This window comes from Shewanella aegiceratis (assembly GCF_019457495.1).
In the GTDB taxonomy this organism is placed as follows: Bacteria; Pseudomonadota; Gammaproteobacteria; order Enterobacterales; family Shewanellaceae; genus Shewanella; species Shewanella loihica.
Genome location: NZ_CP080416.1, coordinates 4,057,606 through 4,084,211 on the forward strand (window position 1 = coordinate 4,057,606; position 26,606 = coordinate 4,084,211).

At 54.1% G+C, this 26,606-nt stretch carries 16 protein-coding genes, 3 tRNA genes and 4 rRNA genes; 1 reads left to right on the forward strand and 22 read right to left on the reverse strand.

Annotated features, from left to right (window positions below):
• Window positions 1–720: 720 nt before the first annotated feature.
• The 9 genes from rrf (K0H80_RS17595) to K0H80_RS17635 all read right to left on the reverse strand — a co-directional run bounded on the left by rrf (K0H80_RS17595) (window position 721) and on the right by K0H80_RS17635 (window position 10,587).
• Window positions 721–836: ribosomal RNA gene (gene rrf, locus K0H80_RS17595) — 5S ribosomal RNA — on the reverse strand.
• A gap of 9 nt (window positions 837–845) precedes the next feature.
• Window positions 846–921: transfer RNA gene (locus K0H80_RS17600), tRNA-Thr, on the reverse strand.
• 83 nt (window positions 922–1,004) lie between these two features.
• Window positions 1,005–1,120: ribosomal RNA gene (gene rrf, locus K0H80_RS17605) — 5S ribosomal RNA — on the reverse strand.
• A gap of 122 nt (window positions 1,121–1,242) precedes the next feature.
• Window positions 1,243–4,135: ribosomal RNA gene (locus K0H80_RS17610) — 23S ribosomal RNA — on the reverse strand.
• 244 nt (window positions 4,136–4,379) lie between these two features.
• Window positions 4,380–4,455, reverse strand: a tRNA-Ala gene (locus K0H80_RS17615).
• Window positions 4,456–4,507: 52 nt separating this feature from the next.
• A tRNA-Ile gene (locus K0H80_RS17620) sits at window positions 4,508–4,584 on the reverse strand.
• Between the two features lie 70 nt (window positions 4,585–4,654).
• Window positions 4,655–6,197, reverse strand: a 16S ribosomal RNA gene (locus K0H80_RS17625).
• Together the 16S, 23S and 5S rRNA genes with 3 tRNA genes alongside form the textbook arrangement of a ribosomal RNA operon.
• A gap of 708 nt (window positions 6,198–6,905) precedes the next feature.
• Window positions 6,906–9,629, reverse strand: a complete 2,724-nt coding sequence (secA, locus tag K0H80_RS17630; RefSeq protein WP_220072433.1) for a preprotein translocase subunit SecA — start codon at window positions 9,627–9,629, stop codon at window positions 6,906–6,908.
• 58 nt (window positions 9,630–9,687) lie between these two features.
• Window positions 9,688–10,587: a M23 family metallopeptidase gene (locus K0H80_RS17635; protein ID WP_011867242.1), complete on the reverse strand. Its 900-nt coding sequence runs from the start codon at window positions 10,585–10,587 to the stop codon at window positions 9,688–9,690.
• A gap of 27 nt (window positions 10,588–10,614) precedes the next feature.
• On the opposite strand from K0H80_RS17635, the gene K0H80_RS17640 reads away from it, so the two are divergent.
• On the forward strand, window positions 10,615–11,070 hold the full coding sequence (locus tag K0H80_RS17640) for a DUF721 domain-containing protein (RefSeq protein WP_220072434.1): 456 nt from the start codon (window positions 10,615–10,617) through the stop codon (window positions 11,068–11,070).
• A 3-nt stretch (window positions 11,071–11,073) separates the two neighbouring features.
• On the opposite strand, the gene lpxC is transcribed toward K0H80_RS17640, so the two are convergent.
• The 13 genes from lpxC to ftsL form a co-directional block, all read right to left on the reverse strand.
• The gene (gene lpxC, locus K0H80_RS17645; RefSeq protein WP_011867244.1) at window positions 11,074–11,994 is read right to left on the reverse strand and encodes a UDP-3-O-acyl-N-acetylglucosamine deacetylase; all 921 of its coding nucleotides are present in this window, start codon (window positions 11,992–11,994) and stop codon (window positions 11,074–11,076) included.
• Between the two features lie 178 nt (window positions 11,995–12,172).
• Entirely contained in the window at window positions 12,173–13,348 is a 1,176-nt protein-coding gene (gene ftsZ, locus K0H80_RS17650; protein ID WP_011867245.1) for a cell division protein FtsZ, read from the reverse strand.
• A gap of 34 nt (window positions 13,349–13,382) precedes the next feature.
• Window positions 13,383–14,618 (reverse strand): cell division protein FtsA, encoded by a 1,236-nt coding sequence (ftsA, locus tag K0H80_RS17655; RefSeq protein ID WP_011867246.1) that lies wholly within the window; start codon window positions 14,616–14,618, stop codon window positions 13,383–13,385.
• Between the two features lie 3 nt (window positions 14,619–14,621).
• Window positions 14,622–15,386 carry a cell division protein FtsQ/DivIB gene (locus K0H80_RS17660; protein WP_220072435.1) on the reverse strand — a complete coding sequence of 255 codons (765 nt, stop codon included), beginning with the start codon at window positions 15,384–15,386 and terminating at the stop codon, window positions 14,622–14,624.
• A 143-nt stretch (window positions 15,387–15,529) separates the two neighbouring features.
• The gene (murC, locus tag K0H80_RS17665) at window positions 15,530–16,984 is read right to left on the reverse strand and encodes a UDP-N-acetylmuramate--L-alanine ligase (protein WP_011867248.1); all 1,455 of its coding nucleotides are present in this window, start codon (window positions 16,982–16,984) and stop codon (window positions 15,530–15,532) included.
• Entirely contained in the window at window positions 16,977–18,071 is a 1,095-nt protein-coding gene (gene murG, locus K0H80_RS17670; RefSeq protein WP_220072436.1) for an undecaprenyldiphospho-muramoylpentapeptide beta-N-acetylglucosaminyltransferase, read from the reverse strand. The genes murC and murG overlap by 8 nt, the downstream gene beginning before the upstream one ends.
• Window positions 18,072–19,286 (reverse strand): cell division protein FtsW, encoded by a 1,215-nt coding sequence (ftsW, locus tag K0H80_RS17675; RefSeq protein ID WP_011867250.1) that lies wholly within the window; start codon window positions 19,284–19,286, stop codon window positions 18,072–18,074. It lies immediately after the preceding gene.
• Entirely contained in the window at window positions 19,279–20,610 is a 1,332-nt protein-coding gene (gene murD / locus K0H80_RS17680) for a UDP-N-acetylmuramoyl-L-alanine--D-glutamate ligase (RefSeq protein WP_220072437.1), read from the reverse strand. The genes ftsW and murD overlap by 8 nt, the downstream gene beginning before the upstream one ends.
• A gap of 6 nt (window positions 20,611–20,616) precedes the next feature.
• On the reverse strand, window positions 20,617–21,699 hold the full coding sequence (gene mraY, locus K0H80_RS17685; RefSeq protein ID WP_011867252.1) for a phospho-N-acetylmuramoyl-pentapeptide-transferase: 1,083 nt from the start codon (window positions 21,697–21,699) through the stop codon (window positions 20,617–20,619).
• Entirely contained in the window at window positions 21,699–23,069 is a 1,371-nt protein-coding gene (locus K0H80_RS17690; RefSeq protein WP_220072438.1) for a UDP-N-acetylmuramoyl-tripeptide--D-alanyl-D-alanine ligase, read from the reverse strand. Before K0H80_RS17690 ends, mraY begins: the two co-directional genes overlap by 1 nt.
• Window positions 23,066–24,535, reverse strand: coding sequence for a UDP-N-acetylmuramoyl-L-alanyl-D-glutamate--2,6-diaminopimelate ligase (gene murE, locus K0H80_RS17695; RefSeq protein WP_220074025.1), 1,470 nt, complete (start codon window positions 24,533–24,535; stop codon window positions 23,066–23,068). Before murE ends, K0H80_RS17690 begins: the two co-directional genes overlap by 4 nt.
• A complete protein-coding gene (locus tag K0H80_RS17700) occupies window positions 24,532–26,268 on the reverse strand; it encodes a peptidoglycan D,D-transpeptidase FtsI family protein (protein WP_220072439.1) in 1,737 nt (578 codons plus the stop codon). Before K0H80_RS17700 ends, murE begins: the two co-directional genes overlap by 4 nt.
• Complete coding sequence (gene ftsL, locus K0H80_RS17705; RefSeq protein WP_011867256.1) at window positions 26,265–26,579, reverse strand: cell division protein FtsL; 315 nt, start codon at window positions 26,577–26,579, stop codon at window positions 26,265–26,267. Before ftsL ends, K0H80_RS17700 begins: the two co-directional genes overlap by 4 nt.
• Between the last annotated feature and the right edge of the window lie 27 nt (window positions 26,580–26,606).

Below are 26,606 nucleotides of genomic sequence, written 5' to 3' on the forward strand. Positions count from 1 at the left end.
CCCTTAAGATAAGCATACATATGGCTTATTTACCCTGCCTCTCATCATCGGCTTAATTAAATAAAGGGCGTTTCGGAGCTTTAGCGCCTATCGTGGACAGCTTCGAGCTAAGCTATCCATATCCTCCATGGTCTGCACCAAATTGCATTTGATCGACTTTAGTACTTCTCTCCTATGCCCCTATAAATTCTGGGCATGTCGATTTAGTAGTATCCATTTATCGATCTATCACATGAGGCGTAAGAAATCTGCTTACCGAACTCATCTTGATAGTTGACTAGATCTTGAAGGCCCCGAAGGCTAGGCAGCAAGCTGAGAAGCCTGAGTACCATGGGCAGCGGAAGTGTCAGCATTGCAGAATGTATTATCAACCTCTGCATGGGATTGCACCTCACTCATGAGAACGCTTTACCTTCACCCTATTCGAATGAAGATTTCTCGTTATAGGACACTTGGAAATAACCAACTCGGTTCGTGAAGCGAATACATGGGTGTGAAAGTAAGGCTCTTTGAATAAGCAGTATTTAGCCTGACTTGAACACGGAGAAGCTATGCTTCGCGGCCTATGACAAGGCACATGGATGTAGCGAATGTCATAAACGCAGGATGCAGTTTATCACCACGCCCGGCGGCGGGTGACATCGGGGATAAGTTTTTTCTCAGAGTGTAGAAAGCAAAAAGCCCTAGCGTTTTAGGCTAGGGCTTTTTGCTATATTAGGCGCCTGGAAATGACCTACTCTCACATGGGGAGACCCCACACTACCATCGGCGCGATTGCGTTTCACTTCTGAGTTCGGGATGGGATCAGGTGGGACCACAATGCTATGGTTTCCAGACAAATTTAGTGGTGCTGATACCCAGAATCGAACTGGGGACCTCATCCTTACCAAGGATGCGCTCTACCGACTGAGCCATATCAGCACAAAACTGTTAAATAACTATGCGTCTTACTCTATATGCGCTTGGTTATTTTGCTTATACCTTAAAGGTTAAGCGAAATTGGTGTCTGGAAATGACCTACTCTCACATGGGGAGACCCCACACTACCATCGGCGCGATTGCGTTTCACTTCTGAGTTCGGGATGGGATCAGGTGGGACCACAATGCTATGGTTTCCAGACAAATTTGGAAATTCGGAAAGCTGTACTCTTATCTAAGAGTCAATCTGAGTTCGCACTTCAATCAAGTACTTTGTATTCTTTTGATTACGTAAAACCATCTTACGAAACCCTTTTGGGTTGTATGGTTAAGCCTCACGAGTCATTAGTACAGGTTAGCTCAACGCCTCACAACGCTTACACACCCTGCCTATCAACGTCCTAGTCTCGGACGGCTCTTTAGAGACCTTAAAGGTCTAGGGATGACTCATCTTAGGGCTCGCTTCCCGCTTAGATGCTTTCAGCGGTTATCGATTCCGAACGTAGCTACCGGGCAATGCCATTGGCATGACAACCCGAACACCAGCGGTTCGTCCACTCCGGTCCTCTCGTACTAGGAGCAGCTCCCTTCAATCATCCAACGCCCACGGCAGATAGGGACCGAACTGTCTCACGACGTTCTGAACCCAGCTCGCGTACCACTTTAAATGGCGAACAGCCATACCCTTGGGACCGACTTCAGCCCCAGGATGTGATGAGCCGACATCGAGGTGCCAAACACCGCCGTCGATATGAACTCTTGGGCGGTATCAGCCTGTTATCCCCGGAGTACCTTTTATCCGTTGAGCGATGGCCCTTCCATTCAGAACCACCGGATCACTATGACCTGCTTTCGCACCTGCTCGACGTGTATGTCTCGCAGTTAAGCTGGCTTATGCCATTGCACTAACCGTACGATGTCCGACCGTACTTAGCCAACCTTCGTGCTCCTCCGTTACTCTTTGGGAGGAGACCGCCCCAGTCAAACTACCCACCAGGCACTGTCCTCAACCCCGATTCAGGGGCCAGAGTTAGAACATCAACACTACAAGGGTGGTATTTCAAGGATGACTCCACGAGAACTGGCGTTCCCGCTTCAAAGTCTCCCACCTATCCTACACATGTAGGGTCAATGTTCAGTGCCAAGCTATAGTAAAGGTTCACGGGGTCTTTCCGTCTAGCCGCGGGTATACGGCATCTTCACCGCAATTTCAACTTCACTGAGTCTCGGCTGGAGACAGCGTGGCCATCATTACGCCATTCGTGCAGGTCGGAACTTACCCGACAAGGAATTTCGCTACCTTAGGACCGTTATAGTTACGGCCGCCGTTTACCGGGGCTTCGATCATGAGCTTCTCCGAAGATAACCCAATCAATTAACCTTCCGGCACCGGGCAGGCGTCACACCGTATACGTCATCTTGCGATTTTGCACAGTGCTGTGTTTTTGATAAACAGTTGCAGCCACCTGGTATCTGCGACTCCCGTCAGCTTAGAGAGCAAGTCTCATCACCAACAGGAGCGTACCTTCTCCCGAAGTTACGGTACCATTTTGCCTAGTTCCTTCAGCCGAGTTCTCTCAAGCGCCTTGGTATTCTCTACCCGACCACCTGTGTCGGTTTGGGGTACGATTCCTGCTAACCTGAAGCTTAGAAGATTTTCCTGGAAGCATGGCATCAACTACTTCATCACCGTAGTGACTCGTCATCAACTCTCAGTATTAGGTGCCCGGATTTGCCTAAGCACCCTACCTACAGCCTTAAACGCGGACAACCAACGCCGCGCTAGCCTAGCCTTCTCCGTCTCTCCATCGCAGTTAGCAGAAGTACGGGAATATTAACCCGTTTCCCATCGACTACGCCTTTCGGCCTCGCCTTAGGGGTCGACTCACCCTGCCCCGATTAACGTTGGACAGGAACCCTTGGTCTTTCGGCGAGGAGGTTTTTCACCCCCTTTATCGTTACTCATGTCAGCATTCGCACTTCTGATACCTCCAGCGTGGGTTACCCCTTCACCTTCAACGGCTTACAGAACGCTCCTCTACCGCACCAGCGCAAGCGCTAGTACCCATAGCTTCGGTGTATTGCTTAGCCCCGTTATATCTTCCGCGCAGGCCGACTCGACTAGTGAGCTATTACGCTTTCTTTAAATGATGGCTGCTTCTAAGCCAACATCCTAGCTGTCTAAGCCTTCCCACATCGTTTCCCACTTAGCAATAACTTTGGGACCTTAGCTGATGGTCTGGGTTGTTTCCCTTTTCACGACGGACGTTAGCACCCGCCGTGTGTCTCCCGAGTAGTACTCATTGGTATTCGGAGTTTGCAAAGGGTTGGTAAGTCGGGATGACCCCCTAGCCTTAACAGTGCTCTACCCCCAATGGTATTCGCTCGAGGCGCTACCTAAATAGCTTTCGAGGAGAACCAGATATCTCCCGGTTTGATTGGCCTTTCACCCCCAGCCACAAGTCATCACCGCATTTTTCAACATACGTGTGTTCGGTCCTCCAGTTGATGTTACTCAACCTTCAACCTGCCCATGGCTAGATCACCGGGTTTCGGGTCTACACCTTGCAACTAAACGCGCAGTTAACACTCGGTTTCCCTACGGCTCCGCTATTCGCTTAACCTCGCTACAAAATGTAAGTCGCTGACCCATTATACAAAAGGTACGCAGTCACGGTCTCAAGAACCGCTCCCACTGCTTGTACGTATACGGTTTCAGGTTCTATTTCACTCCCCTCACAGGGGTTCTTTTCGCCTTTCCCTCACGGTACTGGTTCACTATCGGTCAGTCAGGAGTATTTAGCCTTGGAGGATGGTCCCCCCATATTCGAACAAGATATCACGTGTCCCGTCCTACTCGTTTTCACCTAAAGTTAGTTTTCATGTACGGGGCTATCACCCTGTATCGCTGTGCTTTCCAACACATTCCACTAACACCCTCTAGGCTTAAGGGCTAATCCCCGTTCGCTCGCCGCTACTAGGGGAATCTCGGTTGATTTCTTTTCCTAAGGGTACTTAGATGTTTCAGTTCCCCTCGTTCGCCTCACTAAGCTATGTATTCACTTAGTGATGACACCTTATGGTGCCGGGTTTCCCCATTCGGACATCGTTAGCTCAAATGCTTGTTACTAGCTCGCCAACGCTTTTCGCAAGTTACTACGTCCTTCATCGCCTCTGACTGCCAAGGCATCCACCGTATACGCTTAGTCACTTAACCATACAACCCAAATGAGTTTCATCTGAGCCGCATCGCAACTAACGGTTTCTACTTTCGCCAAAAGAATACTCAAGTCACTTGATTAAAGTGTGTTTTGAGAACTCAATTATTTTCGCAATAACCTTTCGGTTATTACTATCAGCTTTCCAAATTTTTAAAGAGCGGGCTTAAAAAAGCCAAAGATAAATTCTGCATTTATCTTTGGCATCTCTAACCATAACTGCATGCTCTCTTTAAGAGCAAATGGTGGAGCTATGCGGGATCGAACCGCAGACCTCCTGCGTGCAAGGCAGGCGCTCTCCCAGCTGAGCTATAGCCCCATTACATGCAGCGAGAATAATACGTTTACCGAATCTTTCCAGTTGAAAAGATTGGTGGGTCAGAGTGGACTTGAACCACCGACCTCACCCTTATCAGGGGTGCGCTCTAACCAGCTGAGCTACAGACCCAACGTCATTCTCTATCTTTCTATCAAGTAATCTGTGTGAACACTCAACAAATATCAGTCAATCGTATAGGTAAGGAGGTGATCCAGCCCCAGGTTCCCCTAGGGCTACCTTGTTACGACTTCACCCCAGTCATGAACCACACCGTGGTAAACGCCCTCCCGAAGGTTAAGCTATCTACTTCTGGTGCAGCCCACTCCCATGGTGTGACGGGCGGTGTGTACAAGGCCCGGGAACGTATTCACCGTGGCATTCTGATCCACGATTACTAGCGATTCCGACTTCATGGAGTCGAGTTGCAGACTCCAATCCGGACTACGACCGGCTTTGTGAGATTAGCTCCACCTCGCGGCTTCGCAACCCTCTGTACCGACCATTGTAGCACGTGTGTAGCCCTACTCGTAAGGGCCATGATGACTTGACGTCGTCCCCACCTTCCTCCGGTTTATCACCGGCAGTCTCCCTAAAGTTCCCGGCATTACCCGCTGGCAAGTAAGGATAAGGGTTGCGCTCGTTGCGGGACTTAACCCAACATTTCACAACACGAGCTGACGACAGCCATGCAGCACCTGTCTCAGAGTTCCCGAAGGCACCAATCCATCTCTGGAAAGTTCTCTGGATGTCAAGAGTAGGTAAGGTTCTTCGCGTTGCATCGAATTAAACCACATGCTCCACCGCTTGTGCGGGCCCCCGTCAATTCATTTGAGTTTTAACCTTGCGGCCGTACTCCCCAGGCGGTCTACTTAATGCGTTAGCTTGAGAACCCAGTGTTCAAGACACCAAATTCCGAGTAGACATCGTTTACGGCGTGGACTACCAGGGTATCTAATCCTGTTTGCTCCCCACGCTTTCGTACCTGAGCGTCAGTCTTTGTCCAGGGGGCCGCCTTCGCCACCGGTATTCCTTCAGATCTCTACGCATTTCACCGCTACACCTGAAATTCTACCCCCCTCTACAAGACTCTAGTTGACCAGTTCGAAATGCAGTTCCCAGGTTAAGCCCGGGGCTTTCACATCTCGCTTAATCAACCGCCTGCGTACGCTTTACGCCCAGTAATTCCGATTAACGCTTGCACCCCTCGTATTACCGCGGCTGCTGGCACGAAGTTAGCCGGTGCTTCTTCTGCGAGTAACGTCACAGCTAACGGGTATTAACCGTTAACCTTTCCTCCTCGCTGAAAGTGCTTTACAACCCGAAGGCCTTCTTCACACACGCGGCATGGCTGCATCAGGCTTGCGCCCATTGTGCAATATTCCCCACTGCTGCCTCCCGTAGGAGTCTGGGCCGTGTCTCAGTCCCAGTGTGGCTGATCATCCTCTCAGAACAGCTAGGGATCGTCGCCTAGGTGAGCCATTACCTCACCTACTAGCTAATCCCACCTAGGTACATCCAATCGCAGAAGGTCCGAAGATCCCCTCTTTTCCCCCGTAGGGCGTATGCGGTATTAGCAGTCGTTTCCAACTGTTATCCCCCTCGACTGGGCAGTTCCCTAGGCATTACTCACCCGTCCGCCGCTCGTCAGCAAAGTAGCAAGCTACTTCCTGTTACCGCTCGACTTGCATGTGTTAGGCCTGCCGCCAGCGTTCAATCTGAGCCATGATCAAACTCTTCAATTAAAAGTTTTTTTGCTTCACTCTTTATTCAAAAGGAAGCGACTCAATGAATTCTGATTCACATAAATGACTCGGAAGAATCATCTACATGTTTGTACATATTGCTATGAACACTCATTATCTCTAATGAGAAATTGCATTGAGATTTAAATCGTTTTCGATTAACTCAATACCTGTGAGTGTCCACACAGATTACTTGATAAATTGTTAAAGAGCGTTAGCACATCTCGGTGATTCCCGAGTGGCTAGGGCTGCGTATTCTACGCAATCCCTTGTTCGCGTCAAGCAGTTTTTGCAAACTTTTTGAGGCTTCACTTTTCAGTGACTGACCACCTTATCGCCTTAGCTACCAAGTGTTTCGACGCTGCGTTGTCTGCTTTGCCGTGTCAGTGGATGCGCATTATAGGCAGTTCTGATTTAGGCGCAAGTGGTTTTTTAAGAAAAATCAGACTTTTTTCGATCTTTTTAGATAGTCACATCATACACACCATTTACCCCCAAAGTTATCCACAAATATCGGCATTTAGGCCAATTTTATACCTGCTGGTCATGGAACCTCGAGGATCAAAAAAGCCATCCTAAGGATGGCTTTTTATTATGCTTGGCTAAATCAGCCCACTTACTAAATTATGGCTTAGCTAATGCCTTTGCTTAACTAATGCTTTTGCTTAACTAAGCCTTAGCTCAACTCGGTCTTAGCTCAACTTGGTCTTAGCTCAACTTGCCGTGGCACTGCTTATACTTACGTCCCGAACCACAAGGGCAAGGATCGTTACGGCCAACCTTCTCCCCCTCACGAACCACAGGCTGAGTCGCGGCCAAGGCTTGTGCCTCTTCTGCGCCGACTAGTGCTTCGGCTTCGGCGTGCTGATAATCGCGGCGCACCTTAGCTTCTTCCTGACGACGACGCTCTTCCATCTCTTCGACATCAGACTGAGCCTGAACCTGTACCTTAGAGAGAATGCTGATCACGTCATGCTTTAAAGATTCCAACATTTGCTGGAATAGCTCGAAGGACTCACGCTTGTACTCTTGCTTAGGATTCTTCTGTGCATAGCCACGTAAATGGATACCCTGACGCAGATGATCCATCGCCGCCAGATGCTCCTTCCACAGACCATCCAGGGTCTGCAGCATCACGGCTTTCTCGAATTGACGTAGCACCTGGGCACCTACCATCTCTTCTTTAGCCTTATACGCCTTCACCCAGATCTCGACGATACGCTCACGCAGCGTCTCTTCGTGCAGGTCGTCTTCCTTATCCAACCACTCCTGAACAGGCATTCTTAGCGCGTACTCTTGCTCGAGACGCGTCTCTAGGCCGGCAATGTCCCACAGCTCTTCAACCGATTGTGGTGGAATGTACTGATCGATAAGACCATTAACCACATCGGCCTGGATGTTCACGATAGTGTCTTGAATACTTTCGGCATCCATCAACTCGTTACGCTGAGCATATACAACCTGACGTTGGTCGTTGGCCACGTCATCGAATTCCAGCAGTTGCTTACGAATATCGAAGTTACGTGCCTCAACCTTACGCTGGGCGTTTTCAATCGCGCGGGATACCCATGGATGCTCGATCGCTTCACCTTTCTCCATGCCAAGCTTCTTCATCATAGATGAGACACGCTCAGAGGCGAAGATACGCATCAGACTGTCTTCCATAGACAGATAGAAGCGTGATGAACCTGCATCCCCCTGACGACCCGAACGGCCACGTAGCTGGTTATCGATACGACGTGACTCATGACGCTCGGTACCGAGAATATGCAGACCGCCAGCGGCCACCACTTCGTCGTGGCGCACCTGCCAATCGGCCTTGATCTTGGCTTTCTGCTCGGCGGTTGGGTTCTCGAGGGCATCGATCTCCATGTTCCAGTTGCCGCCCAACACGATATCGGTACCACGACCGGCCATGTTAGTTGCGATGGTCACCGCGCCACTGCGACCCGCTTGGGCAACGATCTCGGCTTCACGCTCGTGGAACTTAGCGTTAAGTACCTCGTGAGGGATCTTCGCCTTCTTGAGCATGCTATGGAGCAGCTCAGATTGTTCGATAGAGACAGTACCCACCAATACAGGTTGACCACGGTCACGACAATCTATGATGTCTTTGATGATGGCATCGTATTTCTCTTCCGCCGTCAGGTAGACCAGATCCGCATGGTCCTTACGTACCATAGGACGGTTGGTCGGGATAACTACGGTATCCAGGCCATAGATGTGTTGGAATTCGAATGCTTCGGTATCGGCAGTACCCGTCATACCGGCCAGTTTTTCATACTGACGAAAGAAGTTCTGGAAGGTGATAGACGCCAGCGTCTGGTTTTCATTCTGAATATGAACCCCTTCTTTGGCTTCTACTGCCTGGTGCAGGCCTTCCGACCAGCGACGACCCGGCATGGTACGACCCGTGTGCTCATCGACGATGATCACTTCGTTGTCCTGTACTATGTAGTCGACATCTTTTTCAAACAGGGTATGGGCACGTAGCGCCGCGTTGACATGGTGCAACAGCGAGATATTGGCTGCAGAGTATAGCGAATCGCCTTCGGCCAGCATACCACGTTCGGTCAGCAGGACTTCTACCTTCTCCTGACCACGCTCCGTCATATGAACCTGCTTGGCCTTCTCATCGATAGAGTAATCGCCATCGCCGATCTCTTCCTCGGTATCTTCCTTGTCCTGACGGATAAGGTGAGGGATCAGGGTGTTGATCTTGATATAAAGCTCAGAGCTGTCTTCTGCCGCACCCGAGATGATCAGTGGCGTACGCGCCTCATCGATCAGAATCGAGTCGACCTCATCGATCAGTGCATAATGCAGTGGACGCTGCACGCGTTCGTTAGGCGAGAATGCCATGTTGTCGCGCAGGTAATCGAAACCAAATTCGTTGTTAGTACCATAGGTAATGTCAGACGCGTAGGCTATCTTCTTCTCGGCCTGACCCATACCGGCGATGTTCACGCCGACTGTCATACCCAGGAATTCAAATAGAGGGCGGTTGTTTTCCGCGTCGCGACGGGCAAGGTAGTCGTTCACTGTGATCACGTGAACCCCTTTGCCGGTCAAGGCATTCAAATAGGCAGGGAGAGTTGCAGTCAGCGTCTTACCTTCACCGGTACGCATCTCGGCGATACGGTTACTATCGAGCACCATACCACCCAGTAGCTGCACGTCGAAGTGACGCATCTCAAACACACGCTTAGAGGCTTCGCGCACTACGGCAAAGGCTTCCGGCATGACGTCGTCCAGCGTCTGGCCCGATTCCAATCGCTGCTTAAACTCGGCCGTCTTGGCCTTGAGTTCCTCGTCGGAAAACTTCTCAAAATCCGCTTCGAGGGCATTAATCTTTGTGACAATCTTACCGAGAGTTTTAAGGGTGCGATCGTTACGACTACCAAATATTTTTGTCAGTAATTTACCAAACATCTGAACCACTTTTATGTTGTTGGCTAAGTCCCTGTCGAGTCTAAAAGCCTATTTTAGTTTAACCTGCCTTGCGGTAGACATACTTCTTAGGATCTATCTGCTGTCCACCACGCAACACTTCATAATGCACATGGGGACCGGTAGAACGACCCGTACTCCCCATTTTGGCAATACTTTCGCCTTTTGCGACCACATCACCTACAGCTACTGACAAAGACTTATTGTGTCCATAGCGAGTTCGCAGACCATTGCCATGATCTATCTCGACCAACTCACCATAACCAAACATATTGCCTGCCCATGTTACGACGCCGCCCGCGGTGGCGACAACATCGGCTCCCTCTTTGCCAGCAAAGTCTATGCCTTTATGCATGGTTCTGCGGCCGTTAAAGGGATCATTGCGTAAACCGTAGGGCGAAGACAACCAACCTTTCTGGATGGGGCGCCCTGAGATATAACGTTCTTCATCTATATGGAGATTAGATGTCACCGTTTCAAGTAGTGATAATTGAACATTATTGTTATCTATTCGTGACACTAGCCTATCCATGTCCTGGATAAGCTGATCGAGTTCGATGTTGCTGCCCAGTTCGCTCAGGCCGCCAACACCGACTTCAGAAGAGAAATCGAATTGATCTTCGAGTTTGTAATCTTTTGCAACTTGCTGACCCAGGGCCTCGAGACGTGCAAGCTTAGCCTGCATCTTAGCCACGTGGGTAACCAAGATCGCCAATTGCGATTCGGTCGCGCCTTTAAGTTCGATAAGCTCGTTTTTCTGCTCTTCGCGAGCGACACGTTCGTTATCGACGCTGGCCTGCTGTTGCTGAATTTGTTTGGCGTTATGCTGATATAAGCCAGTGCCTGCGGCAATAAGCAAAACCGGTAATAATAGCCAACGCTTACCCGGCTGCCAGCGCGTCGCACCATTCCGACCTTGAATAAAAACTGTTACACTCATAGCCTCATTAAGCCATTTTATTATGTTATGAAAAAGCCCCCGCAGGACCTCAGTCAATTACTGCTTCAGCAGGGTCAATTGCCCTCTATCGCCGAAAAAGCAGAACTACTGCTTCACCTGGATCACTATGTTAAACAGGTGATCACCGGTCCTGTCACGGAACAACTAAAAGTCGCCAACTTCCGTCAAGGTGTGCTCGTTATCGAAACCAGTACCGCCGCATGGGCCGCAAGAATAAACTTCCAAAAACCCAAACTTTTACAGCAGTTACAAGCCGAAACGCTCCCCATGCTGTCCGCTATCGAGGTTAAAGTCAACCCAAGCCTGAAAATGTATGAGACAAAATCAAAGCAGGCTCACAACCAGATAAGCGAAACCGCTGCGGCGCATATCGACGCCTTGGCCGAGCATATAGAAGGTTCCCTAGGCCAAAAACTAAAACGGCTGGCTGCTTTAGCCAGCCGTTCAAGGCAATCCAAATAGGCGTTACGCCAATACCGCACCGGCTGGCACGGCGAAACTGACTGGTACCTCTTCTTCTTTTTCGAAGCTTACCAATTCCCAAGCATCTTGCTCGGCTAACAGGGCACGAACCAGCTGATTGTTCAGCGCGTGGCCTGTCTTGAACGCACGGAATTCACCGACGATAGCGTGGCCGGCGACATAGAGATCACCGAACGCATCGAGAATTTTGTGCTTAACAAACTCGTCCTCATAACGCAGACCATCGGGGTTGAGGACGCGATATTCATCAAGCACAACGGCATTTTCCATGCTGCCACCTAATGCTAGGTTATTAGCACGCAGATATTCGATGTCGCGCATAAACCCAAAGGTTCTGGCGCGGCTGATATCGCGAACGAAGGCAGAAGAGGAAAAATCCATCACCATATGCTGCTGACTTCTGGCGATCTCTGGGTGATTGAAATCGATCGCGAAATCGACTCTGAACCCCTTGAATGGACGCAGTTCGGCCCACTTATCACCATCTTCAACACGCACCGGGCGCTTGATTCTTAGATATTTCTTTGCTGCGCTTTGCTCCTGAATGCCGACAGATTGCAACAGGAAGACCCATGGGCTGGCGCTGCCATCCATAATGGGGATCTCAGGGGCATCGACTTCGATTGTCGCGTTGTCTATGCCTAAACCTGCCAGGGCGGCAAACAGATGCTCAATCGTTGAGATACGAACACCTTCGTCATTCACAAGCGCCGTACACATGGTCGTCTCACGCACTTGATCCGCCTTGGCGGCAATAGCCACGCTTGGCGTCAAGTCGGTACGAACCAACACGATCCCTGTATTAACTGGCGCGGGTTTGATCGTCAAAGTCACCTTGTTACCGGAATGCAATCCGACACCGGTGGTCTTAACCATTTCTTTAACAGTTCTTTGAAAAATCATTTAGTTACCCGTTATATCACAACCAAAAAGCGTTTATTTCTGCACAGCAAAGCGGCGCACAAAGGCGCAGCAGGTCGGACATGCTAGCATATCTTTGCCAATTCACCAAAATTTACCGACGAAAATCGTCGTACCACATTCAGGTATATGGCGCCGACTAGCACGCTCCGTCCTGAAACTAGTCAGCTTGCTTGCGCAAAAATGCCGGTATATCTAAGTAATCAAGGTCACTCTTAGGCGCGGCGGCCGCGGCTGGTTGTGCTACCTGCACAACATTACCCGCCCCCATTGCCTGTGGGACAGCTTCTTCCACTGGAAGTTCAATTTTGACCTCAGGCGCTGGCATTGGCTCTGGGCGCGGCGCAGGCTTAGAAACCAGTTGAATATCTGGCTTCTTCTCGGCTCCGATACCGGTTGCAACGACGGTTACACGCAGCTCGTCGCTCATCTCTGGATCGATAACCGCACCCACAACCACAGTCGCGTTGTCTGACGCATAAGCCTTAACATGGTTACCCACAGTCTCGAACTCTTCGATGCTCATGTCCATACCGGCGGTAATGTTCACCAATACGCCACGGGCACCAGCCAGATCGATATCTTCCAGCAGCGGACTGGCCACGGCAGCTTCGGCCGCTTCTTCGGCGCGATCTTCACCGCTGGCGACGCCCGTACCCATCATGGCATTACCCATCTCAGACATCACAGTCTTAACGTCGGCGAAGTCGACGTTAATCAGACCCGGACGGGTGATAAGCTCGGCAATACCTTGTACCGCGCCGAGTAGCACGTTATTGGCCGCCGCAAACGCATCTAACAGTGAAGTGCCACGGCCTAGGACCTTGAGCAGCTTCTCGTTAGGAATGGTGATCAGCGAGTCAACATGCTTGGCCAGCATCTCGATCCCCTGATCGGCATAAGCCATACGCTTCTTACCTTCGAATGGGAACGGCTTGGTCACCACGGCAACGGTCAGGATCCCCTCTTCACGGGCGATCTCGGCCACGACAGGTGCGGCACCTGTACCCGTACCACCACCCATGCCGGCGGCGATAAAGATCATGTCCGAGCCCTTGATCGCGCTGCGGATATTCTCTCTGTCTTCTTCGGCCGCCAGGCGACCGATCTCTGGGTTGGCGCCCGCGCCAAGCCCCTTGGTGACATCGCGACCCAACTGAATGGTCGTACCCGCCGCCGACTTACGTAGCGCCTGGGCATCGGTATTGGTTGCAACGAACTCAACACCCTCGATATTGTGTTTCACCATATGCTCGACGGCGTTACCACCACCGCCACCGACGCCGATGACCTTGATCACCGCCTCATCGGAATGACTATCCATGATCTCAAACATGGTCTTTTCTCCGTTTTAGTCTGCGTTATTAACCTTAAAACTCACCCTTAAACCAGCTCTGGACCCGATTCCAAAGACTGGTCACCCCTTGGCGCTCGGGGCGCTCGAACTGTCGCTCGAGCACACGTCTTGCACCATAATGTAACAACCCAACACCCGTGGAGTAGATGGGCTGGTTCACATATTCAAATAATCCTTTCACCGGCAACGGCTCGGCCACCCTAACCGGCATGCCAAAGGTCGCCTCGGCGACATCTACCGCGCCTTCAATCGATGCGGTACCGCCCGTGAGTACGATACCGGCGGCAACCTGATCTTCCAGGCCGCAGTCGCGCAACTCTTTACGCACCAGCTCGAACAGCTCCTGATACCTAGGCTCAACCACCTCGGCCAGGGTATGGCGCGACATGGTACGCGACGGACGTCCGCCGACCGATGGCACCTCTATACTGTCTTCGCGGCTCACCATGGCGCTTCTGGCGCTGGCGTACTGCACCTTGATCTGCTCGGCGTGTGACAGCGGCGTACGGAAAATCTTGGCGATATCGCTGGTCACCTGGTTACCGGCCACAGGCACCACAGCGCAGTGACGCAGGGCGCCATTGGTGTAGATGGTGATATCTGTGGTGCCGCCGCCCATATCCACCAGGCAGACGCCGAGATCTTTCTCATCATCGGTGAGCACGGCATCAGCCGAGGCGATGGCCGAGAACACCAGGTCATCTACCTTCAGGCCGCAACGCTCGACACTCTTGGTAATATTCTTGGCCATGTCGTTGGCGCAGGTGACGATATGCACCTTGGCTTCCATACGCATGCCCGACATGCCGATTGGGCTGCGGATACCGTCTTGTACGTCGATGGCATACTCTTGTGGCAAGACATGCAAAATACGACGCTCGGTCGGGATCTTCACCGAACGCGCGGTGTGGATGACGTTGTCTACATCTTCCTGGGTCACCTCTTCGTCGTTAATCGACACCATGCCGTTTTCGTTCTGACACTGGATATGCTTGCCCGAGATGCCCAGGTATACCGAGGCTACCTGGCAGTCGGCCATCAACTCGGCCTGATCCAGCGCGCGTTGCACACTACGCACGATAGAGTCGAGATCGTTTACCCCGCCCTTATCCATGCCGCGGGAGGGGTGACTGCCGAGACCGACCACACTGATCTCACCATCGGGTAGTACCTCACCGATGATCACAGCAACTTTGGACGTTCCTATGTCTAATCCAACGATCAGATTTCTATCTTGATTCTTGGTCATTAATTAACGGCTCTCATCTTGTGCTTCATCCCAACCTACGGCCAATCCGGTATCGTAGCGCAAATCGACTCGGGCAACGGGCTTATCCTGTTTCACCAATGTGGGATACACATGGATAAAGCGCTGCACCCTTGCCATCTTATCTTCCCTTCCCAGCTTCAACTCTATGCCGTTGGCCAGCACGGCTAGCCAGGCATGTCTGGGGCTTAACTCTAAACGGGCCAAATCGAACCCGTTGATCTTCAATAATTCACTGACCTGGCGATAGTTAGTCAACACAGACTTCGCCTGATCTTCCGGGCCGACCAGATTAGGCAGCTGGCCTATGCCCTCACGACGGGGCGCCTTAAACACCTGCCCCTGCTCGTTGAGCCAATCTGTCTCGTTCCAGTGGGCAACCGGCGTCTGCTCTACCAGATATATCTTTAACTTTGCCGGCCACTCGCGCCTCACCGAGGCGTGGTAGACCCAGGGCAGATTTTCCAGCGCCTGCTGTACCTGATTCACATCCGCCGAGAAGAAGCTTCTCTGCATCAGATCCTGCAGCGCGCTGCGTATCTCGGCGTCGCTGGTAAACTGCCTGTCACCCTTGATCGCCACCGCCTCAATCGGCAGGGCATCGGCGTCGTTCAGTACCAGGTGAAGCTTCCAGCCTCCCATGGATAGGCCACAGATCACCAGGAACAGAAAAATCAAGCCGAAACACAGGTACCAATCGACCTGTCCCAACCTGCTTTTCCAACCGCTACCTAGCTCTCTTAAGGACACAGCTTATCGCCCTAACGCATCATTAAATGTATAAAAATCAATCAATTTATTGCCAGAGGGCAGCCCTAAGGAACCGGCCATTATAACTACCTCACCTCTAGCGTCAAAAGCTTCATAGAGGCCAGGGCAAGATGCCCTCAACCTCATTGGTTTTCCGACTCAAACTGCAGACCGGCATCTGCCAGCTGACGACTCAGGGCGCCGATATTGCCTGCCCCTTGGGTCAGCAGCAGATCGCCCCCCTGCAACACTCCAGGCAGTATCGTCTGTAACTGCTCGGGCTCGGCCACGAAGATAGGATCTAGCTGGCCACGCTGACGAATCGAGCGGCACAGGGCGCGGCTGTCTGCACCGGGTACCGGTGCCTCACCTGCGCTATACACATCGAGTAACAGCAGGCAATCTACCTGGGCCAACACCTCGACAAAATCATCATAGAGATCCCGGGTGCGGCTATATCTGTGGGGCTGATAGATCATCACCAGACGCTTATCCGGCCAGCCGGAACGCGCCGCCTTGATGGTTGCAGCCACCTCACTGGGGTGATGACCATAGTCATCGACCAGCATCACCTCGCCCGCTGTGGTGGTGAACTCTCCCAGCTGCTGGAAGCGACGCCCTATGCCCTGGAACTCATCCAGTGCGCGGATGATCGCCTCATCTTCAATCTCATCTTCCGTGGCCACGGCTATGGCCGCCAGGGCATTGAGCACATTGTGACGACCCGGCAGATTAACCCTCAGGTCCAGATCTGCCATCCCTTCGCGGCGCACGGTAAAGCGTGAGCTATAACCCTGCTGCTCGAAGTTAAGCGCCTGCACGTCGGCATCTTCGCTGAAACCATAGGTCACCACCTTACGGCCGATGCGGGGCAGTATCTCTCTCACCACAGGGTCGTCGATACAGGCCACCGCCACGCCGTAGAACGGCAGGTTATGCAAAAAGTCGACGAAGGTGGATTTCAGCTTCTCGAAATCCCCCTCATAGGTATCCATATGGTCGGCTTCGATGTTGGTGACCACACTCACCATGGGTTGCAGATGCAGGAAGCTGGCATCGCTCTCATCGGCCTCGGCGATCAGGTAACGGCTCTTACCTAGGCGGGCATTGGTGCCGGCACTGTTCAGCAGGCCGCCGATCACGAAGGTCGGATCCCGCTCGGCCTGACCATAGACGCTAGCGATCAGACTGGTAGTAGTCGTCTTGCCATGGGTACCGGCCACCGCCACGCCGTGGCGATAACGCATCAGCTCGGCCAACATCTCTGCCCGGCGAACGATGGGAATGCGTCGCTCCTGGGCCGCTAAAATCTCTGGGTTACTGGCATCGATGGCCGTCGAGACCACCACCACATCGGCGCCCTCGACCTGATCGGCACTGTGACCGATGAAGATCGCCGCACCGAGGCGCTTAAGGCGCGCCGTCACGGCATTCTCGGCGATATCGGAACCGCTAAGACGATAACCTTCGTTTACCAAGACCTCGGCAATACCGCCCATACCCGCGCCGCCGATCCCGACAAAGTGGATCCGCTTGACGCGACGCATCTCTGGAATGATGGTTCTTAATTGGGCGTACTTCTCTTCGGTTTTAATCATCTTTTTCCTTACTTGCCAGCGCGATACACACGGCGGCGACCCGCTCTGTGGCATCTAATACGGCAACACTCTTGGCCAGCTGCCCCATCTCGATGAGGGCCTTACGGTCTGACGCCAAGATCTGCAGCTTGCTGATCAACTTCTCACTATCTAATACTGTCTGCGGCAGCAAAAATGCGCCGCCCGCTTCCACCAAGACCTGAGCATTCTTGGTCTGGTGATCGTCTACCGCATGGGGGTAAGGCACCAAGAGACTCGGTAGGCCCACCGCCGCTACCTCTGACACAGTCAGGGCGCCCGCACGGCACAGAATCACGTCAGCCCAGCGATAGGCCGCTTCCATATCATCGATAAACTCGGCCACCTTGACGCTGCCGGACTGTCCCAGCTGCAGATATTCCGCCTCCACCTGTGCCTGATTACCCTTGCCCACCTGATGCCATACCGTCATCGAATGGTGCTGAGCCACGGCCGCCGTCACGCTCGGCATCAGGTCGTTAAATATCTTGGCCCCCAAGCTGCCGCCGACCACCAACACCCTAAGGGCATCGTCCGGAACGATTGACTGCTCACTGCGACCCAGGGCGATCAGCTCGCTGCGGATCGGGTTGCCCACCACCTCGGCATTGCCCTCGAAGGTGTTTTCGAAGGCGCACAGCACGCGGGTAGCGATGCGCGACAACAACTTGTTGGTCATGCCTGGGATGGCGTTTTGCTCGTGCAGCACCAGAGGGATGCCGCTTAGCTTGGCGGCAACCCCACCCGGGCCGCTGGCGAATCCGCCCATGCCGAGCACCACATCGGGTTTAAACTCTTTGATCACCTCACGCGCCTGCATGATGGAACGTAAGATCTTAAAGGGCGCCGCGAGCTTACGGATCAAGCCGTTGCCGCGCACCCCCTTGATATCGATAAAATCGATATCGAAACCATGCTGAGGCACCAGACGTGCCTCCATACGATCGGCGGTGCCAAGCCAGCGCACCTGCCAGCCCTGCTTGGCTAACGCTTTGGCCACGGCAAGCGCCGGGAACACGTGTCCGCCCGTGCCGCCCGCCATGATCAAAATACGTTTCTCTGACGCCATCTATTTCACCTTGCCTTGTACTGCCTGGATCAGGCTTAATCTTCTCTCATGATCGATACGGATCAATATCATTGCCGCCGCCGTCATCACCCACAGGCTACTGCCGCCATAACTGATGAAGGGCAGTGTCAGCCCCTTGGTGGGCAACATGCCTATGCTGGCGCCCACGTTGACCACAGTCTGGAAACAGATCCAGATGCCTATGCCATAGGCCAGATAGCCCTCGAAGGCCCGATCGCCAAGCAGACACAGGTTACCCAGCTTTATCGCTCTCAGGGCGACAAACAGCAGTACCGACAACACAGCGATAATGCCGAGAAATCCTAGCTCTTCGCCGATCACGGCAAAGATAAAATCCGTGTGGGCCTCGGGCAGGTACTCCAGCTTCTGAATGCTGTTGCCCAAGCCCTGTCCCAGCCAATCGCCGCGGCCATAGGCCATTAAGGATTGGGTCAGCTGATAACCGCTACCGAAGGGATCCTGCCAAGGGTCCAAAAATGAGGTCACCCGTCGCATACGGTAAGGCTCCAGCAATACCAGGCCGACGAAGGCCATGGCCCCGGTCAAGATCAGCGCGAAGAAATCGAGCAATCTTGCACCGGCTAAAAACAACAAACCAACTGTGCCGACAAACAACACCACCACGGTACCGAGGTCTGGCTGTAGCAAAATCAGAAAGGCATACACGGCAAACACGGCAATCGGCTTATAGAAGCCCTTGGCGTTTTCCCGCACCTCCTGATGCCGCCGCACCAGATAACCCGCCATATAGATGGCGAAAGCAAACTTGGCGATCTCGGCCACCTGAATACGGATAGGCCCCACCGACAGCCAACGGGTCGCCCCGTTTACCGTGGTACCCACGATCGGCACAGCCACTAACATGATGCCGACGACCAGCAGCAAGATAGGACTCAGCTGCTGCCAGCTATGCATCTCTATCTGCAACACCACGGCGGCGATCAGGGCGCACCCCATCAGGTAAGCCACATGGCGCCACACGAAGTGGTAGGGGTTACCCGTCAAACTCGTGGCCTCAGGCATAGAGGCCGACATCACCATGATGAAGCCGAAACTTATCAGGGAGATGATCGCAAACAGCAAAGCTCTGTCATAGAGCTGCATGCCCGGCGCTTCGCGTTGACTAAACAGGTTCGGCAGCGACCAGCTAAGGGAGCTGCCAAACAGGCTTAGTTGACGCTCGTCGCTACGCATGCATCACCTCTTGGGCCAAGGCATTCACCTGGGCACGAAAATCATCGCCCCTGGCCATGAAGTTGGCGTACATATCCAAACTGGCACAGGCAGGCGACAGCAAGACCAGATCGCCCGGCTTAGCCAGCTGAGCCGCCTGAGCGACCGCCTCTTGCATCGACTCGACGCGAACGGCACCGTCGAACTGCTCGGCAATTTTGTCGCCATCCTGCCCCAGGGTGATCACCTGAGCAACGCCCAGCAGTGCGCCGCGTAGCGCCGAGAAATCGGCGCCCTTGCCATCACCGCCGGCGATTAAAATAATCTGACCCTCATGGTCACTCAGCCCCTGCAGGGCCGCTATGGTGGCGCCCACATTGGTCGCCTTGGAATCGTTCACATAGCTCACGCCCTGATGCTTACCCACGAGCTCGCATCTATGGGCCAGCCCCTTGAACTGTTTCGCCACCTCGACCATGGCCGCCTTATCGACACCGGCGCTATCGGCCAGGGCCATGGCGACCAGCAAGTTGGCCTGGTTGTGACTGCCCACCAGTGAAACCTGATCGCCGGCAACATATTCGGTCGTGCCATGCACCAGGACGCCGTGGTTAACGCCCCACTCGTCTCCCTCAGGAAGAGAGAGGCCAAAGCTGTTCTGGTTCATCGGCTCATTCGGGCGAGTCAGCAGATCGTCGCGATTGAAGATCGCCAGCTTGGTCTGGTCATACAGACGCAGCTTGGCCTGACGATAACTCTCGAGATCCGAATACCTGTCCATGTGATCTTCGCTGATATTCAGGCAGGTGGCACTAATGCAGTTGAGGCTGGATGTCGTCTCCAGCTGGAAGCTAGATAGCTCGAGCACAAACAGCTCATGGTCACCATCCAGCAGGTCCAGCACGGGCACGCCGATATTGCCGCCCACGGCCACCTTGAGGCCCGCCTTGGCGGCCATCTCACCCACCAGCGTGGTCACGGTCGACTTACCGTTAGAACCCGTGATGCCGATGACGCAGGCGGGGCGATCTGCCAGCGCTCTGGCAAACAGCTCGACATCGCCGACGATATCTATGCCCATATCCACCGCGGCGCGCACCTCGGCGGTATCCAGCGGGATCCCGGGGCTAACGACTATCTGGCTAGCCTGTACCAGGTAGCGGCAATCAAAACCGCCGGTGAGCAGTAGCACCTCGGGAAACTCCTGGCTCAGGGTCTCGCGACCCGGCGGATTCTCGCGGCTGTCCATCACCAGTGGCGTGATCCCCTGCTTAATGAGATAACGCACCACAGAGAGCCCTGTGGCCCCCAATCCTAATACTATGTGCGTATACTGACTCGCCATGGCGTCTTACCTTAACTTTAAGGTTGCTAAGCCTAGCAACACCAGGAAGAGGGAGATGATCCAGAAACGCACGATCACCCTGGGCTCGGGCCAACCTTTCAGCTCGTAGTGGTGATGGATAGGTGCCATCCTGAAGATGCGTTGGCCGCGTAACTTATAAGAGCCGACCTGCAGGATCACAGAAACCGTCTCCATCACGAATACGCCACCCATGATCACCAAGAGGATCTCCTGACGCACCAACACGGCGATGGTGCCCAGTGCCGCGCCCAGAGAAAGGGATCCCACGTCACCCATGAAGACCTGGGCCGGATAGGTGTTGAACCACAAAAAGCCCAATCCCGCACCGACGATAGCGGTGCAGACGATCACCAGCTCGCCCGAGCCAGGCAGATAAGGAATATGCAGGTAGTTGGCAAACTGCACGTGACCAGACAGATAGGCGATCAGCGCAAAAGCAGCCGCCACCATCACGGTCGGCATAATCGCCAGACCATCCAGACCATCGGTCAGGTTCACCGCGTTGCTCGAGCCCACTATGGTGAAGTAGGCCAGCAGGATGAAGAAGGCGCCCAGCTGTGGCATCACATCCTTAAAGAAAGGCAAGACCAATTGGGTCTCACCTTCACTGCCCGCCGAGGCGTACAGATAGAAGGCGATGGCCAAGGCCGCCAGGGACTGCAAGATATACTTCCAGCGCGCGATAAGTCCCTTGGTGTCCTTGCGCACCACCTTGCGATAATCATCGATAAAGCCGATCAGGCCAAAGGCGCCCAGCACGAAAAGCATGACCCACACGTAGCGGCTACCCAGATCGCCCCACAGCAACACGCTGATGAAGACGCCGGCCAAGATCAACAGGCCACCCATGGTCGGTGTGCCGCGCTTGGCAAAATGCGACTCGGGTCCTTCGTTACGAACCACCTGACCTATCTGCAGCAGTTGCAGACGCTCGATCATCTTAGGTCCCCACCACAGGCTAAACACCATGGCGGTCAAGAGCCCCAGGATCGCCCTGAAGGTCACATATGAGAAAACGTTAAACCCGGTATAAAACTGGGTTAGGTACTCAGCCAGATAAACCAGCATTAAAACAACTCCTTGCGCTCAAAGGCGGCAATGAGGGCCTCGACAACCCGCTCCATTCTGGCGCTTCGAGACCCCTTAACTAACACAGTCACCTTGCCGGTTAACTGGTTAAAATAACTAACTAAATCAACAACCAATGCATCTAAGTCGGTGAAATGCTTGCCGGCGAAAGCCTCGCTACTCGCCCGACTCAACTCTCCCAGTGAATACAAGGCATCGATCCCCTGCTGCTTGGCCTTCTCGCCCAGCTGCCGATGTAAAAGGGACGCATTGTCACCTAATTCGCCTAAATCGCCCAGCACTAAACAGCGATTTCCTTCAATTTCTTGAAGCCAGTCGATTGCCGCCCCCACCGAGGCCGGATTGGCGTTATAGGTGTCGTCTATCAGCAAGAAACGTCCCAGACGCGTCGGCTGCATACGCCCCTTCACGGGTTGTAACCGCATAAGCCCTTGAACTATCTCATCCAGCGACAATCCCAGCGCCAGACAGATGCTGGTCGCCGCCAGGGCGTTACTCACCTGATGACGGCCCGACAGCGGCAGGCTGACGGTACGTTGCTCATCCCGATAGGCGATTCGAAAGCGATAACAGCCCAAGGCGTCGGCGCTGAGCTCATGGGCGCTGACATCTGCAGGATTCCCCTGGGATGAAAAACTCAACTGGGTATGGCTAGCGGCCGCGCGTCGCATCACATCGGCAAATGCGTCGTCGGCATTGATCACGGCGACGCCATCCTTAGCCAGGTGGAGGAAGATCTCAGACTTGGCCTTAGCCACGCCTTCGAGCGAGCCAAAACCCTCTAAATGCGCCGAGGCGACATTATTAACCATCGCCACATCGGGTTGCACTAAAGATGAAGTGTAATTAATCTCGCCGAGATGATTGGCACCCAGTTCGAACACGCCATATTCGTGTTGCGGCTCGAGGCGCAGCAGGGTCAGCGGCACACCCACTTCGTTGTTGAAGTTGCCCGCGGTATAGAGCACCTGATGCTGGGTCGACAATATGGTCGCCACCATCTCCTTGACGCTGGTCTTGCCGTTCGAGCCGGTCAGGGCCACGCTCTTGGGCGCGACGCACCGCTTCACATGGGCACCAATCTGGCCCATGGCTTTCTGGCTGTTAGCCACTATGAGTTGCGGCGCGGCAATCGGCAGTTCTCGCTCTACTAACAAGGCACAGGCGCCGTCAGCTACCGCCTTGGCGGCAAAATCGTGGGCATCGAAACGTTCACCTTTTAAGGCGACAAACAGAGTCTGGGCATCCACCACCCGGCTATCGCTCGATACCTTGCTGACGCTCAAATCGTCGCCGATTTGCTTGGCATTCAAAACCTTGGCGAGCTCTGACAGTTTAAGTGGGATCATTTGCCGCCCCTCGCAATTGCCGCCGCCAGGGCGCGTTCATCATAATCCAGGCGCTTGCCGGCGATCTCCTGATAGGTCTCATGGCCCTTACCGGCCAGCAAAATGAGGTCGCCGCTGGAGGCCAGAGTCACCACCTCGCGGATCGCCTGCTGTCTATCGACCTGAGTCAGGGCGATCTGCGGCTTGTTGAGCCCGGCCAATACATCTTGAATGATCGCCATGGGATCTTCACTGCGAGCATTGTCGCTGGTCACCATGACGCAGTCGGCGTTCTCCTCGGCGGCGCGGGCCATCAGGGGGCGTTTGCCCTTATCACGGTCGCCACCACAGCCAAAGACGCACCACAGCTTGCCGCGGCAGTGACCGCGCAGGGCTAGTAGCGCCTGCTCTATGGCGTCCGGCGTATGGGCGTAATCCACCACCAGGGTAACGCCTTCAGGCGTGGTAAAACGCTCCATGCGCCCCGCCACAGGCTTAAGGCTGGATACCTGAGTTAGCAGCTGCGCCATCGAATATCCGCTCAGATAGAGGGCGCCCAAGGCCGCCACCAGGTTAGACAGATTGAAGATACCCAGCAGGGGCGAGTCGATCTTCGCCTCGCCTTCGGGCCAGACTAAGGTCGCGCTGACGCCTTGGTTATGCTGCTTCACCTCTTTGGTATAGATAGCGGCGCCTTCCTGGCCTTGAATGCTAAAGCCCACCAGCCCCTTGCAGCGTTTATCCTGGATCCACTGACGCCCAACAGGATCGTCTAGGTTGATCAGGCCGTGGCTCAGTGAACTGAATCTAAACAGGCGCTGCTTGGCCGCACCATAGGCATCCATAGAGCCGTGATAATCCAGATGATCCCGACTCAGATTGGTAAACACGGCCACATCGAAAGGCACGGCGTCTACGCGCCCCTGCACCAGGCCATGACTGGACACCTCCATGGCGCACACGGCCGTGCCCTGGCGGTCAAAATCTTCTAGCTGGCGCATCACGGTAATGGGATCCGCCGTGGTGTTACCGCTGTCGACCAGCTGGCCCCACAGGCCATTGCCTAGGGTGCCCATGACGGCGGCCGGCTTGCCCAGACCGTCGCTTAGCTGAGCGATCAGCTGGGTTACGGATGTCTTGCCATTAGTGCCGGTTACGCCGATCAGCTTGATCCTATCCCGTCCCAGCACATAGAGCTGAGAGGCAAGCGCCGACAGCTGACGCTGCAGCTGAAAGAAATAGATACGCAGGCCATTGTCCTGGCTCACCTTGCCATGCTCTGCCGGGTCGTCGGTATGAATAAGTGCCGCTACGGCTCCTTGCGACAGGGCGGTATCGACATAGTCTCTGCCATCGACCCTGTGACCGGGCACAGCGACAAACACGCTGCCCTGGCCTATCTCACGACTATCCAGCGTCAGATGGCTGAGGGATTCGCCACCAGCATAATGAAACCAGGGGGCTAGGAGATCGCATAGCTGCATTATTCGCCCCTCCTGACATTACCGGCCAATTGAACTTTTTCTCGAGCGCTGATCGGCTCAACATTTAACATCTGTAGTGCCCCTGACATCACTTTGGCAAACACGGGAGCGGCCACATCGCCGCCATAATAACGATCGCCCTTGGGCTCATTGACTACCACCACCATGGCGAGTCTCGGATTGTGTACGGGCGCGACCCCGGCAAACAGGGCGACATAATCTTCACCATAGCCACCGGCCACGGCCTTACGGGCGGTCCCCGTCTTACCCGCAACCGGGTAGCCATCGATATGGGCCTTCTTGGCGGTGCCGCCAGGCTCGGTCACCCCGATCAGCATCTGCATCACGCTGCGAGCCACCTCGGGTGAGATCACCTGCTCGCCCTCGGGTTCCTTCTTCAGCTTGAGGATCGACGAGGGATAGAGCACGCCGCCGCTGCCCAACATGGCGTACATGCGGGCGATCTGCAGTGGTGTGACGGTTAGGGCATAGCCGAAGGAGAGAGTTGCCCGCTCAAAATCGGACCAGCGACGACGGTCGTGGATAAGACCGGCGCTCTCGCCCGGCAGGTTGATGCCAGAATAGTTACCCAGCCCCATGGCCTGGTAGTAACCCAGCAGCTCCTGTACCGGCATAGACAATGCGATCTGTGTCATCCCCACGTTACTGGAATGCACCAAGACGTCGGCCAGTGACATGTCGCCATAGTTGCGACCGTCACGCACTATCTTGCCGCCGATACGCACTCGACCAGGATGTGTCTTGAAGATCTGTTCTTCCTTGATGGTGCCGGCCTCGAGCGCCGCGGCGACCACGAAGGGCTTGATGGTGGAACCCGGCTCATAGGCGTCGGTCAGGGCCCGGTTACGCATACGATAGCTTTGCAGGTTATCGCGGGAGTTGGGGTTGTAGCTGGGGGTGTTCGCCATGGCCAACACTTCGCCGGTGTGCACGTCGAGCACCACGATAGAGGCCGAGGTAGCCTGGTTGATCTCGGTCGCGCGCTTGATCTCGCGGTAGGCCAGCTGCTGGATACGCTGATCGATACTCAGCACCAGATCGTTAGAGCTCTCGCCGGTCTGCACCGTATCCAGGCGCTCCACCACGTGGCCGTCACGGGACTTACGCACCTTGTGCTTGGTGGGCGTACCCGTGAGCCAGTCGTCATAGGTGCTCTCGATCCCTTCGATGCCCTTATCGTCGATATTGGTCAGGCCCACCAGCTGGGCGCTGATCTCACTGGTCGGATAGTAGCGGCGCGATTCGGCCTTAAGGTAGACGCCGGGCAGCTTGAGCTGCTTGATATACTCGGCCACCGCAGGTGTAACCTGACGCTTTAAGTAGGTAAAACGTTTCTTGGGATTAGTCTGCACCCGCGCCAGGATCTCCTCCTTGGGCTCGTGCAGCACGTCGGCCAGCGCCTGCCAGCGTCGCATATCGGCGAAGCCGTTACGATCGTGCACCACCTTAGGATCGGCATAGACCGCCTTGACCGGTACGCTCACCGCCAGCATCTCGCCGTTGCGGTCGGTGATCATGCCGCGGTGCACCTCGTTACTCGTGGTACGCAGGGTGCGCATGTCACTCTCGTGACGCAGTTTTTCCGGCTCGATGATCTGAATATAGGCGGCCCGGCCCACCAGGCTGGTAAACAGCAGACACACGAAACCGACCACGACGTAGAGACGCCAGTGGATCAGCTGTGGTTTCTGTTTACGTTTCGCCTGCTTGCTCATGGTACTCTCACCACCACTTCTTCGTTGGGTAACGGCCGCTTCATCTCCAGCTCTTTCGTGGCAATCCGTGTCACCCTGCTATGTTCCGACTGCGACTGCTCTTCCAGCAACAGGTTGCGCCATTCGATATCCAAGCGGTCACGCTCCTGCAGCAACTGATCCCACTGGCTGGTGTACTTGCGACTAGAATGGCTGGTGTAAACCACCAAAATGGCATTCGCAATCACAATAAAAGCCATCAACAGCACCCACTTGTGGTGCCAAAGATCGAGTAATACGATACGAGTCAGGTTAAGTTGTGACTTACTCACTAGCGTTCCCCTAGTCTCTTACGTCTG